Origin of the sequence: Streptomyces sp. NPDC052682, assembly GCF_040678435.1 — a bacterium.
Classification (GTDB): Bacteria; Actinomycetota; Actinomycetes; order Streptomycetales; family Streptomycetaceae; genus Streptomyces.
Map to the genome: position 1 here is coordinate 95,240 of NZ_JBFATS010000024.1, position 13,582 is coordinate 108,821.

Sequence of the window (13,582 nt, forward strand, 5' to 3'; positions counted from 1 at the left end):
CCCATGAAGATCACGTTCCTGCTGACCACGGCGGACGCCGTCGGCGGCACCGAGCGCGCGGTGTTCAACCAGGCGTCCGAACTGGCCGTCCGGCACGACGTGCGCGTCCTGAGCGTCTTCAAGAGCAAGCGCGAGCAGTTCTTCGACCCGGGCGCGTCGGTCCGCGTCGACTACCTCGTCGACCTCACCGCCCGCACCCCGCGCCCGCTGCGTACCACCCGCGTCGACGACACGGTGTGGGCGAACCTCGCCGAGCAGCCCAGCCAGATCGTCGACCGCTCCTGGGAGCCGGCCTTCAACCGGCTCACCGACCTCGAAGCCGAACTCGCCCTCCAGGACACCGACACCGACGTTCTGGTCACCACCACCCCCGCCCTGATGGCGCTCGCCGTCCAGCTCGCCCCGGCCCACGTCATCACCGTGCACCAGGAACACCGGGTCTCCGAACTGCGCGGCACCAGCGGCGAGCCCCTGCGCCGCCACGCCGCGCGCCTGGACGCGCTCGCCGTGCTCAGCGCACGCACCCGCGACTGGTTCAGCGAGACCCTCAGCGACGCCGCGCCCCGGCTGGAGGTCGTCCCCAACGCCCTGCCCAGCGGTTTCCGGCCCCGCTCCACGCTGCAAACCCGCACCGTCGTGATCGCCGGCCGCCTGGTCGCGGAGAAGCAGATCGACCACGCCGTCACCGCCTGGGCCACCGTGGCCCGGTACCACCCGGACTGGCAGCTGCGGATCTTCGGCGACGGACCCCTCAGCGGTGCCCTGCGCCGCCAGATCGACATGCTCGGACTGCACGACTGCGTCCAGCTCAACGGCAACTCCAAGCACCTCGCGGAGGAGTGGGCCAAGGCCGCCGTCGCCGTTCTCACCTCGCGCAACGAGGCGTTCGGCCTGGTCCTCGCCGAAGCGCACGCGGCCGGAGTGCCCGTCGTCTCCTACGACGCGCCCAACGGCCCCCGCGAGGTCGTCATCGACGGGCAGACCGGCCTCCTCGTCCCGCCCGGCGACACCGACGCCCTCGCCTCCGCGCTGATGCTGCTCATCCAGGACGCCGACCTCCGGCAACGGATGGGCAGGGCCGCCCTGGCCTCCGTCAACCGCTTCTCGCCCGCCGTGGTCACCGCGACCTGGGAGCGGATCTTCCACGAACTGGCCGCCGAACGCGACAGCGGCCGCCGCGCCGCGGCCAAGGCCGAACGGCAGGCCCTGCACGCCTACTATGGCGGCGCCGAGGGCATCGTGCCCGCCGCCACCCCCGCGCCCGCCACCGCCGTGCGCACCGTGGACCAACTCGCCCTGGAACAGCGGCTGTTGAAGAAGCGCGACCTGGTCAGCGACGGCGGCCAGGTGTGCCGGCTGCTGGACTGGGAGTCCCCCTGGGACGTCGTCCAGCAGAACCTCGCCCTGGCCGCGAACGCCCTCGAAGCCGTCGGCATCCCCTACCTCGTCGTACGCGACCACCTGGTCCGGCACACGGTCGCCGTGCACGCCGTGTACAAAGAGGCCGTCTTCAAGGCGCTCGCCGACCGCTACGCCCAGGACGCCGTCTACGCCGCGGTCCTCAACGACAGCCAGAAAACCGTCGCCACCGTCCTCGCCGGGCTCGTCGCGCCGTACGCGGACACCCCGTCCTCCGGCGTGCGGGTCTACCAGAACGTGGTCTCGCGCTCCCGCATCCTGCGCCTCGGCGGCGTCTACGGCTGCACCATCTCCTTCTGGGACAACGACCCCGAGGACGAGACCCACCTCACCGCCCCCGCCCGCACCCTGATCGGCGACCGGGTGCCCGCCGGCGCCATGCACCGCGCCACCCTCACCCTCGGCGGACGCCCCTACCCGTCCATCGGCCCCTTCACCCGGACCCTGCACGGAGACGTCACCTTCCCCGTCGACGCCGTCTACACCTGGGTCAACGGCGCCGACGTGGCCTGGCTGGAACGCAAGAACGCCGTCCTGGCCGCGATGGGGATGGCGACCGAGGACGCCGCCACCAGCGCGGCCCGCTTCCGGGACCGCGACGAACTGCGCTACTCCCTGCGCTCCCTCGACATGTACGCCCCGTGGATCCGGAACATCTACCTCGTCACCGACCGGCAGGTCCCGCACTGGCTGGACCTCAGCCACCCCCGGGTCCGGGTGGTGGACCACACGGAGATCTTCGGCACCAGCGGAGCGCTGCCCACGTACAACTCGCACGCCATCGAGAGCCGGCTGCACCACATCGACGGCCTCGCCGAGCACTTCCTGTACTTCAACGACGACGTGTTCGTCGGCCGGACCGTGCAACCGGACCTGTTCTTCCTGGCCAACGGGCAGGCCAGGCACTTCATGTCGCCGACGTCCGTGCCGATGGCGCCGGTGTCCCCCGCGGACGAGTTCAACATCGCCGCCGCGAAGAACAACCGGGCCCTGATCGAGCGGGACTTCGGGCAGACGCTGGTGCACTCCTTCCTGCACGCCCCGCACCCGCTGCGGCGCAGCGTCCTCGCCGAGATCGAACAGCGCTACCCGGACGCCGTCGCGGTCACCGCCGCCAACCGGCTGCGCAGCCACGACGACATCTCCGTCGCCTCGTCGCTGCACCACTACGTCGGCTTCCACACCTTGCGCAGCGTCCCCGGCAGCATCTCCTGCGGCTTCGTCAACGTCGGCCTGAGCGAGCACAAGGCGCGGCTCAACCGGATCCTGACCATCCGCCCGCACGACGTGTTCTGCCTGAACGACTACCACGACGGAGACGTGCCCGAGGACGAGCAGGACGCCGTCCTCGCCGCGTTCCTGCCCAGCTACTTCCCGGTACCGAGCCAGTTCGAGACCGGATCACCGCGCAACCAGCGTGCCCACGCCGGCTATCTGCCGGGCTGGCCGCTGTGACCCCACCGCACCCCGCCGCCGGGAGGAGCAACCACGTGAACAGTTCCGCGTCCGTGCTGCAGATCGTGGCCCACCCGGACGACGACCTGTACTTCATGAACCCGGCCGTCTTCCAGGGCCTGAAGGCGGGCACCCGCACCACCACCGTCTACCTCACCAGCGGGGACTCCGCGGGCCGCAACCCCCGCCCGTACCAGCTGGGGCCGGTGGCCGAGGACCGCGCGGCCTACGGCAAGGCCCGGCAGAACGGCATCAAGGCCGCCTACGCGGCGATGACGCTCGGCGACCGCACGGCCGCGTGGCGGCCGGCCACCCTCGCCACGGCGGACGGCCCGGTGGCGGAGGTCTACGCCCTGGCCGACGCGCCCTGGGTGACGCTGATCTTCCTCAACATCCGCCAGCACGGCACCCCCGAGGGCCCCCCGCGCAGTCTGCACGTGCTGTGGCGCGACGAGGTGGAGCAGGTGCCGACCCTGGTGCTCAGCGGCGGCCTGGTGGCCGAGCAGCACGGGTACACCCGGGCCGGCCTGGTGCGCACCCTGGTGCAGATCATGGCCGTCGCCCGGCCGACGCTGGTCCGCACCATGGACCCCGACCCCGACCGGCTGGTCCACGACGAGACGTTCCCGCAGCGGCACGACCACGGCGACCTGTCGGACCACTGCGACCACACCGCGGCCGCCCTGTTCGCCTGGCTCGCCCTCGACCACTACCAGGGACCGCAGGAGAACGGCACCTTCGTCGTGGAGGCCTTCCGCGGCTACGCCAACGAGCGCTGGCCGCACACCCTGGGCGAACAGGCCGTGTCGCTGAAGGAGTTCTTCCTCAACGTCTACGGCGCCGCCGACGGCTACGACTGCGGCGACCCGGCCGGCAGCGGGGACTACGCGGTCGCCCTGCGCGCCCGCTCCACCGGCTGGGTGCAGAGCACCACACCCCGCCATCCGGCGGGCGGGGCCTGGCTGCTGCCCGACCGGCACGGCCGGCTCGCGGCCTTCGCGGTGGTCAACCGGCAGGCCGCGGTCTGGCTGGAGGCGCGGCCCGGCAGCGACCAGTGGCGCGGCCCCTTCTTCCTGGGCGGCGGCCCGCTCGCCCCGGGCCTCGCCGTCAGCCTGACCCCCGACGGCCGCTGGCAGGTCTTCGCCGAGCGCCTGTCCCACCTGGCGGCGGACGACGGCCACGTCCGCGAGATCGTCCTGCTCGAACAGGCCGAGCCGGACGGTGTGTTCCCCGGCTGGGTCACGCTCGGCAACCCCTCCGCCGGCGACCCGCAGCGCGACCGGCACCTGGGCGCTCCGGTCGTCACCCGGGACGGCAGGGGCCGGCTGCACCTGTTCGTCCGCAACGCCGGGCAGGGCCTGCACAGCCGTGTCCAGGAGACCGACGGCACCTGGGGCGAGTGGACCGACCTGCGCGGCCACGACCTCCAGGAGGGGCTGGCCGCGCTCACCGCGCCGAGCGGCCATGTGGAGGTGTTCGGCGCCAGCCGGGAGGGCGTCTTCCACTGGGCGCAGAGCTCCCTGGACGGGCCGCTCACCCGCGCGCCCCGGTTCCGGCTCGCCCCGTCGGCGGGCCCGGTCGCGGCGGTCGTCCAGCCGAGCGGTCAGGTCACGACCGTCTACCGGCAGCCGGGCACCGGCCGTCTGCTGATGGCGCAGGAGGACGCCCCGGGCGGGCGCTGGGCGCAGCCGGCGGCGCCGATCGGGGGCCGCGGCGGCATCGGCGCGGTCGCGCTCGCCGCGGGCCCGTCACCCGAAGCGGGCACGCTCGTCGCCTGCCGCAGCGACCTGGGCGGGATCGCCTACCGTTTCCTGCCCGGCGACCAGCCCTGGGGCGAACTGCCCACCGCGCCGCTCGGCGGCACCGTCACCGGAGCACCGGCCGCCGCCTTCGACGCCCTGGGCCGCGCCACCCTCGCGGTCGTCGGCGCCGACGCGCGCCTCGCGGTGACCCGCCAGACGGCCCCGGGCTCGGCCGAGTTCGGGCCGTGGCTGGTGGCCGGCTGAGGACCGCCGCACGGCCGGACCACGCGCCCCGGGCGCGGCATCCGCCGCCCGGGCCGAGGCAGACACTCAGCAGAAAGAGGGCCTCCGCGCGCCGCGGAGGCCCTCCTCATGCGTCCCGCCAGGGGGTTACGCCGGCACCGACGCCACGCCCGGAGCCAGGAACCGCTTGCCGTTCACCCGCTCGGAGACGCCCTCGCGGTCCAGGTACGGCGTGATGCCGCCCAGGTGGAAGGGCCAGCCGGCACCGGTGATCAGGCACAGGTCGATGTCCTGCGGCTCGGCGACGACGCCCTCCTGGAGCATCAGCCCGATCTCCTGCGCCACCGCGTCCAGCACCCGCTCACGGACCTGCTCCTCGGTGAGGACGGCATCGCCCTGCTTGAGCAGCGCGGCGACCTCCGGGTCCAGCTCGGGCTTGCCGCTGTCGTAGACGTAGAAGCCGCGCTTGCCCGCCTCGACGACCGCCTTGAGGTTCGGGGAGACCGTGAAGCGGTCCGGGAACGCCTGGTGCAGCGTCTCGGAGACGTGCAGGCCGATCGCGGGACCGACCAGCTCCAGCAGCACCAGCGGCGACATCGGCAGGCCCAGCGGCTCGACCGCCTTCTCGGCGACCTCGACCGGGGTGCCCTCGTCGATGACGTTCTGGATCTCGCCCATGAAGCGGGTCAGGATGCGGTTGACGACGAACGCCGGGGCGTCCTTGACCAGCACCGCGGTCTTCTTCAGCTTCTTGGCCACCGCGAAGGCGGTCGCGAGGGAGGCGTCGTCGGTCTTCTCACCGCGGACGATCTCCAGCAGCGGCAGCACCGCGACCGGGTTGAAGAAGTGGAAGCCGACGACCCGCTCGGGGTGCTTCAGCTTCGACGCCATCTCCGACACCGACAGCGAGGAGGTGTTGGTGGCGAGGATCGCGTGCTCGGGCGCGACGGCCTCGACCTCCGCGAACACCTGCTGCTTGACGCCCATCTCCTCGAACACGGCCTCGATGACGAAGTCCGCGTCCGCGAAGCCCTCGGCCTTGTCCAGGACACCGGTCACCAGGGCCTTGAGGCGGTTGGCCTTGTCCTGGTTGATACGGCCCTTGCCGAGCAGCTTGTCGATCTCGCCGTGGACGTAGCCGACACCCTTGTCGATGCGCTCCTGGTCGATGTCGGTCAGCACGACCGGCACCTCCAGGCGGCGCAGGAACAGCAGGGCGAGCTGGCTGGCCATCAGGCCGGCACCGACGACACCGACCTTGGTCACCGGGCGGGCCAGGTTCTTGTCCGGGGCGCCGGCGGGGCGCTTGCCGCGCTTTTGCACCAGGTTGAACGCGTAGATGCCGGCGCGCAGTTCACCGCCCATGATCAGGTCGGCGAGCGCCTTGTCCTCGGCGTCGTAGCCCTGCTGCAGGTCGCCGTTCTTGGCGGCGGCGATGATGTCCAGGGCGCGGTAGGCGGCCGGGGCGGCGCCGTGCACCTTGGAGTCGGCGATGAAGCGGCCCTTGGCGACGGCCTGGTCCCAGCCCTCACCGCGGTCGATGACCGGGCGGTCGACGACGATCTCGCCCTTGAGGACGGACGCGGTCCAGATCAGCGACTGCTCCAGGAAGTCCGCGCCCTCGAAGAGCGCGTCGGCGATCCCGAGCTCGTAGACCTGCTTGCCCTTGAGCTGCTTGTTCTGGTTGAGGCTGTTCTCGATGATCACCGAGACGGCCTTCTCCGGGCCGATCAGGTTCGGCAGCAGCGTGCAGCCGCCCCAGCCCGGGACCAGGCCCAGGAACACCTCGGGCAGGGAGAACGCCGGCACGGCCGCGGAGACGGTCCGGTACGTGCAGTGCAGACCGACCTCGACACCGCCGCCCATCGCGGCGCCGTTGTAGTACGCGAAGGTCGGCACGGCCAGCTTCGACAGCCGCTTGAAGACCTCGTGGCCGCCCTTGCCGATGGCGAGCGCGTGCTCGTACTCCTTGAGGATCTCCACGCCCTTGAGGTCGGCGCCGACCGCGAAGATGAACGGCTTGCCGGTGAGGCCGACACCGACGATCTCGCCGTCCGCGGCCTCCTTCTCGACCTGGTCGATCGCGGCGTTCAGGTTCGCCAGCGAGGCCGGGCCGAAGGTGGTCGGCTTGGTGTGGTCGTGGCCGTTGTCGAGGGTGATCAGCGCGAAGCGCCCGGCACCCAGCGGCAGGTCGAAGTGGCGTACGTGCGCACTGGTGACGACCTCGTCCGGGAACAGGTCCGAAGCCTGCTTCAACAGCTCGGCGGTGGTGCTCACTTGTCCCCCTCGAAGTGCGGGTTCTCCCAGATGACGGTCGCGCCCATGCCGAAGCCGACGCACATGGTGGTCAGGCCGTAGCGGACGTGCGGCTGCTCCTCGAACTGGCGGGCCAGCTGCGTCATCAGGCGGACGCCGGAGGAGGCCAGCGGGTGGCCGAAGGCGATGGCGCCGCCGTACTGGTTGACGCGCGCGTCGTCGTCGGCGATGCCGTAGTGGTCCAGGAAGGCCAGGACCTGGACGGCGAAGGCCTCGTTGATCTCGAACAGGCCGATGTCGGAGATGCTCAGGCCCGCCTTGGCGAGGGCCTTCTCCGTGGCCGGGATCGGGCCGTAGCCCATGACCTCGGGCTCGACGCCGGCGAAGGCGTACGACACCAGGCGCATCTTGACCGGCAGGTCGTGCTCGCGGGCGAACTCCTCGGAGGCGATGACCGAGGCGGTGGCACCGTCGTTCAGACCGGCCGCGTTGCCGGCGGTGACCCGGCCGTGCACACGGAACGGCGTCTTCAGGTTCGCCAGGTTCTCCAGGGTCGTGCCCGGGCGCATCGGCTCGTCCTGCGTGACCAGGCCCCAGCCGGTCTCGCCGCCCTCGGGGTTGGTCCGGCGCACCGAGATCGGGACCAGGTCGGCCTGGATCTTGCCGTTGGCGTACGCCTTGGCGGCCTTCTCCTGGGAGCGCACCGCGTACTCGTCGGCGCGCAGCTTGGTGATCTGCGGGTAGCGGTCGTGGAGGTTCTCGGCGGTCATGCCCATGAACAGCGCCGACTCGTCGACCAGCTTCTCGGACACGAACCGCGGGTTCGGGTCGACGCCCTCGCCCATCGGGTGGCGGCCCATGTGCTCGACACCGCCCGCGATGGCGACGTCGTACGCGCCGAAGGCGATGGAGCCGGACACCGTGGTCACGGCCGTCAGGGCGCCCGCGCACATACGGTCGATCGAGTAGCCCGGGACGGACTGCGGGAGACCGGCGAGGATGCCCGCCGTGCGGCCGAGGGTCAGGCCCTGGTCACCGATCTGCGTGGTCGCGGCGATGGCGACCTCGTCGATCTTCTGGGGGTCGAGGCCCGGGTTGCGGCGCAGCAGCTCCCGGATCGCCTTCACGACGAGGTCGTCGGCGCGGGTCTCGTGGTAGATGCCCTTCGGGCCCGCCTTGCCGAACGGGGTACGGACGCCGTCGACGAAGACGACGTCCCTGACGGTACGAGGCACGATGGCTCTCCTCCAGATGCGGGATGCTGAGCGCTTGCTTAAGGGCCATGCTACTTATGAGTAACGTAGCTGCCCAGTCCTGGTGGGTCGAGCGGTGAAGGTCACATCCGCGGGCGTGCCCCTGCACCGGGATACACGACACGCGCACGGCGGGCGGGACGGCGCGCCCGGGCGATCCCGCGTCGTACGGCCCGGGGCAGTGGCCCGAGGCCGGTCAGGCGCGCGGCGGGGCCGTGGACCCCCGCGGGGTCAGGACCGGGGTCGGTACCGGGTGGGAGCCCGGGCCCTCCTCCGTGAGCAGGCCGAACAGGGTCCGGGCCACGTCCGCGCCGAAGCCGTGGACGTCATGGCTCATCGCGGACAGCGTGGGATGGGTCAGCCGGCACAGCTGGGAGTCGTCCCAGGCCAGCAGGGACACGTCGGCCGGGACCCTCAGGCCCATCTCCGCCGCCACCGACAGGCCCGCCACCGCCATGAGGTCGTTGTCGTACACGATCGCCGTCGGCCGGTCCGGTGGGGCCCCGGACAGCAGGGAACGGGTGGCCCGGGCGCCCGCGTCGCCAGAGAAGTCCGTGGCGACCTGCCAGGCCCCGGCCAGGTCCAGGGCCCGCGCCACCTCGTCGAAGGCGGCCGTGCGGATCGCGGTGTGCCCGAGGGCCGCCGCGCCGCCGACCCGGGCGATCCTGCGGTGCCCGAGCGCCGCCAGGTACCGCACGGCCTCCGTCACGGCCGTGGCGTCGTCCGTCCAGACCGAGGTCAGACCGCCGGTCAGGGACGGGTGCCCGACGGCCACCGCCGGCATCCCGAGCCGCCGTACCGCCGCCGCGCGGGGGTCGTCCGCGCGGAAGTCGACCAGGATCGCCCCGCCGATCTGCCGCCCGCGCCACCACGACTCCAGCAGCCCGGCCTCCTCGTCCACCTGCCGCACCAGCCGCAGCAGCAGCGAGCAGGACCGCTCGGCCAGCACGCTCTCCACGCCCGAGACGAACTCCATGTAGAACGGTTCCAGCCCGAGCAGCCGGGCGGGACGGCAGATCGCCAGCCCGACCACGTCCACGCGTGAGCCGGCCAGCGACCGGGCGGTCGGGCTCGGCTGCCAGCCCAGCTCCCGCGCGGCCCGGAAGATGCGGTCCCGGGTCGCCTCGGACAGCCCGGGCCGGTGGTTGAACGCGAGGGACACGGCACCCTTGGACACGCCGGCGCGTGCGGCGACGTCCTTGATGGTGACGCGCGAGATCGTCATGGGGTGGGCTCCACGCAGTACAGGGCGGACCGGGCCAGGGCGGCGTCCGGAGTCTTCCAGCCACGCACCCCGATGGTGACCCGCTCGCCCGGCAGCAGCGTCACCAGCCCCCGGTCGGCCCGCGCGTCCGGGTCCAGCCGGTCGGCCTGGAGCAGCAGGTCCCGTACGAGGGTACGGGCCGTGACCGTGACACCGCCGGGCGCCACGGTCACATCGAACTCCGGCCGGGGGTAGGGGATCTCACGGTCCGGCGCGGCAAAGTGCAGGGCGCGCAGACCGTCCCCGTCCGCCACCAGGAACTCCGCCGGACCGGCGGGGAGCAGCTCACGCGGCACCCGCACCACGCCGACCGTACGCCGCTCCACGGCGAAGCGCGCGCCCCCATGGCCGAGCACCTCGCCGTCGACCGACATGCGGCGCAGCTCCACCTCGCCCCTCCAGGCCCGCCCGGACTGGTTGACCAGGGCCACCTCCAGCCCGTCCCCGTGCCGGCGGATCGTCAGCAGACGGTCGGCGTACAGCCGTTTCAGCTCGTGGTACAGCGGCTTGGCCCGCCCGTCGCCGTCGATCGCCGACCAGGACGTCACCGGCCAGCAGTCGTTCAGCTGCCACAGCACCGTGCCCGCGCACACCGGCCAGTGCGACCGCCAGTGCTCGATCCCGGCCGCGACCGCCCGGGCCTGGTTGACCTGGGTGAGGTAGTGCCAGCGGTCGACGTCCTTCTCCGGCACGGCGAAGTGCCGGGCCAGGCCGCGCTCCAGCTTGCCGTTGCCGTCGTCGGCCTTCTGGTGGTGCAGCATGCCGGGGGAGTCGGGCGCGAGCTCCTCCCCGGGCAGCGCGCGGCGCAGGGTGGCGTACGCGGGCGGCGCCTGCCAGCCGAACTCGGCCACGAACCGCGGCACGCTGAGCCGGTAGTCCGCGTAGTCGTCCCGGTTCCACACCTCCCACGAGTGGTGCGTGCCGTGCGCCGGGTCGTTGGGGTGGTGCCGCCAGGAGCCGGACCAGGGGCTGCCCGCCGTGTACGGCCGGGTCGGGTCCAGCTCCGCCACCACACGCGGCAGGACACCCAGGTAGTACCCCTCGCCCCAGGAGTCCGCGGCCAGCCGCGGCTCCCACCCCCAGTCCCGGAACGCCCACAGGTTCTCGTTGTTGCCGTTCCACAGCACCAGCGAGGGGTGCGGCATCAGCCGTACGACGTTCTCCCGCGCCTCGGCCTCCACCTCACCGCGCAGCGGCTGCTCCTCCGGGTAGGCCGCGCACGCGAACGGGAAGTCCTGCCACACCAGCAGCCCCAGCTCGTCGCAGGCGTCGTAGAAGTCCTCGCTCTCGTACAGCCCCCCGCCCCAGACCCGTACGAGGTCCACGCCCGCGTCGGCGGCCTGCCGCAGCCGCTCCCGGTACCGCTCGCGGGTGATCCGGGACGGGAAGACGTCGTCGGGGATCCAGTTGACGCCGCGCGCGAACAGCCGCTCGCCGTTGACGACCAGGGTGAACCCGGTGCCGTGGGAGTCCGGGGCGGTGTCCAGCCCGACCGAGCGGAAGCCGATGCGCCGCCGCCACCCGTCCAGCCGCTCCCCGTCACCGTGCAGCAGCGCCAACTCCACGTCGTACAACGGCTGTTCGCCGTAGCCGCGCGGCCACCACAGCGCCGCGTCCGGCACCCGCAGCCGTACGACTCCGTGCGCGCCGTCGAGCTCCGCGCGGGCCCGCACCCCGCCCACGCTCGCCTCCAGCGCGAGCGGCGCCTCGACCCGGGTCCGCTCCACCTCCACGTGCAACTCGACCAGCCCCACGCCGTCCTCGACCGTGACGAGCGGACGCACCCGGGCGAGCCGCGCCGTCGACCAGTGCTCCAGCCGCACCGGCCGCCAGATCCCGGCCGTCACCAGCGTCGGCCCCCAGTCCCAGCCGAAGGAGCAGGCCATCTTGCGGACGTACTGGTAGGGCTCGGCGTAGGCGGCGGGCCGCTCGCCGAGCGTGCCCCGGACGGCCTCCGCCTCGGCGTAGGCGGAGACGAACCGCACCGCGAGCCGCCCGCTCAGCCCCGTCACGTCGAAGCGGTACGACCGGTGCATGTTGCGTACCCGGCCCAGCAACCGCCCGTCGAGCCGGATCTCGGCGACGGTGTCGAGCCCGTCGAAGACCAGGTCGGTCTGCTCGTGCGCCGACGTCGCGTCGAGGTCCCGCTCGTACGTCCAGCCCCGGCGCCCCACCCACGCCACCTCGGTCTCGTTCCGGCCGAGGAACGGGTCCGGGATCACCCCCGCCGCCAGCAGGTCCGTGTGCACACAGCCCGGCACCTCGGCCGGGAGCGCATCCCCCTCGTGCCACAGGATCCATCCATCGGCGAGCGGTGTGGCCTGCAGCATGCGCACTCCTGAACCGGTCAAGCCCGTAACCGGGCGTCACGTCACGGCGTTGGCGGGAATGGGACTTTACCGGTCGAGGAAAGCGCTGTCAGAGTGCCGAACCAGCCATCCCGCACGTGCTCATCCGTCCCGAGCCACCCCGAGAACGGAGTTGACGCACATGAACCGCCGTACAGTCCTCGCCCTGGCCGTGGGAGCCGCCCTGCTGATCCCCGGCTGCACCGGCACCGGAGGGAGCACGCAGGGCGCGGACGCCGAGGCGCCCACCGACCCGTCGAAGGTGAGCGGGACCATCACGGTCCTCACCGTGCGCACCGACCTCGTGCAGGACGGCACGATGAAGCGGTACGCCGCCGCGTTCAACAAGACCTATCCCAAGGTGAAGGTCGAGTTCCAGGCCCTCACCAACTACGAGGCCGAGGTCAAGATCAGGATGAACACCAAGAACTACGGTGACGTCCTGCTGATCCCCGCGGTCATCCCGAAGAGCGAGTACCCGAAGTTCTTCGCCTCCCTCGGTACGGCGGCCGAACGCGGCAAGAAGTACCGCTTCACCGACTTCACCACCGTCGACGGCAAGGTCTACGGGCAGAGCCCGATCGGTGTGATGCCCGGCTTCCTCTACAACAAGAAGGTCTGGCGCGAAGCCGGGGTCACCGAGTGGCCCACCACCCCGGCCGAGTTCCTCGGCGCCCTGAAGGCCATCAAGGCGAAGACCGACGCGATCCCGTACTACACCAACTTCGCCGCGGGGTGGACGCTCAGCGGCTGGACGGCCGTCAACGGCTTCGTCCACTGCGACCCCGAGGCCACCACCAAGCTCGCCGAGAGCAATCCCTGGGCGAAGGACGCCGACCTGCGCGTCGGTGACCAGCTGCTGTACGACATCGTCAAGCAGGGGCTCGCCGAGAAGGACCCGACCACCACCAACTGGGAGGAGTCCAAGCCGCGGATGGCCAAGGGGGAGATCGCCACCCAGTGGCTCGGCACCTGGGCGATCGTCCAGTTCCAGGACGCCGCGAAGAAGGCCGGCGCCGACCCGGACGACATCGGTTTCATGCCCTTCCCGGCCCGGACGGACGGCAGGTTCTGCTCGACGATCGGCCCGGACTACAACCAGGGCATCAACATCCACTCCAAGAACAAGCCGGCGGCCCGCGCCTGGATCGACTGGTTCACCGACAAGTCCGGCTACGTCGAGGACAACCTGGCCATCTCCCCGCTGAAGAACGCCCCCTTGCCGGACGTCCTCAAGCCGTACGAGGACGCGGGCGTGAAGCTCATCGAGGTGGACGACGCGGTCGGCGCGAAGGTCAAGCAGATCGACAACGCCTCCGAGGTCGGCATCTACAAGCCCGACTACCGCCAGGACCTGGTCGACCTCGCACGCGGGGCCAGGAAGGGCAGCCTGGAGGACTTCTTCGCCGAGCTCGGCAGGAAGTGGACCGAGACGCAGAAGACCGCGGGGTCCTGATGACGGACACCACCCCCTGGGCGGCTCCGGCGGCCGAGGCGACGGCGGCCCCCCCGGCCCGCGTAGCCCGCCCGCGCCCGGCCCGCCTATTGGGCACCGTCACTCCCATGCTTTTCCTGCTGGCCCCGCTGACCATTCAGATCACC

Annotated in this window: 7 protein-coding genes; 3 read left to right on the forward strand and 4 right to left on the reverse strand. The window is 72.0% G+C overall.

The window, feature by feature from the left end; all coding sequences use genetic code 11:
- The first annotated feature begins 3 nt into the window (after positions 1 to 3).
- Together AB0K80_RS30110 and AB0K80_RS30115 are read left to right on the forward strand one after the other, a co-directional pair.
- Complete coding sequence (locus AB0K80_RS30110) at positions 4 to 2,874, forward strand: stealth conserved region 3 domain-containing protein (RefSeq protein ID WP_365675073.1); 2,871 nt, start codon at positions 4 to 6, stop codon at positions 2,872 to 2,874.
- 35 nt (positions 2,875 to 2,909) lie between these two features.
- Positions 2,910 to 4,880, forward strand: a complete 1,971-nt coding sequence (locus AB0K80_RS30115) for a PIG-L family deacetylase (RefSeq protein WP_365675075.1) — start codon at positions 2,910 to 2,912, stop codon at positions 4,878 to 4,880.
- A 126-nt stretch (positions 4,881 to 5,006) separates the two neighbouring features.
- Here AB0K80_RS30115 and AB0K80_RS30120 read toward each other — a convergent pair whose 3' ends face one another.
- From AB0K80_RS30120 to AB0K80_RS30135, 4 genes are all read right to left on the reverse strand, one after another.
- Positions 5,007 to 7,136, reverse strand: a complete 2,130-nt coding sequence (locus tag AB0K80_RS30120) for a 3-hydroxyacyl-CoA dehydrogenase NAD-binding domain-containing protein (RefSeq protein ID WP_365675076.1) — start codon at positions 7,134 to 7,136, stop codon at positions 5,007 to 5,009.
- Positions 7,133 to 8,350: an acetyl-CoA C-acyltransferase gene (locus AB0K80_RS30125; protein ID WP_365675078.1), complete on the reverse strand. Its 1,218-nt coding sequence runs from the start codon at positions 8,348 to 8,350 to the stop codon at positions 7,133 to 7,135. The genes AB0K80_RS30120 and AB0K80_RS30125 overlap by 4 nt, the downstream gene beginning before the upstream one ends.
- A gap of 214 nt (positions 8,351 to 8,564) precedes the next feature.
- Positions 8,565 to 9,593, reverse strand: coding sequence for a LacI family DNA-binding transcriptional regulator (locus AB0K80_RS30130; RefSeq protein WP_365675080.1), 1,029 nt, complete (start codon positions 9,591 to 9,593; stop codon positions 8,565 to 8,567).
- Positions 9,590 to 11,962, reverse strand: a complete 2,373-nt coding sequence (locus tag AB0K80_RS30135) for a glycoside hydrolase family 2 protein (protein WP_365675082.1) — start codon at positions 11,960 to 11,962, stop codon at positions 9,590 to 9,592. The genes AB0K80_RS30130 and AB0K80_RS30135 overlap by 4 nt, the downstream gene beginning before the upstream one ends.
- 160 nt (positions 11,963 to 12,122) lie before the next feature.
- On the opposite strand from AB0K80_RS30135, the gene AB0K80_RS30140 reads away from it, so the two are divergent.
- Positions 12,123 to 13,436 (forward strand): extracellular solute-binding protein, encoded by a 1,314-nt coding sequence (locus AB0K80_RS30140; protein ID WP_365675084.1) that lies wholly within the window; start codon positions 12,123 to 12,125, stop codon positions 13,434 to 13,436.
- The last annotated feature ends 146 nt before the right edge of the window (positions 13,437 to 13,582 follow it).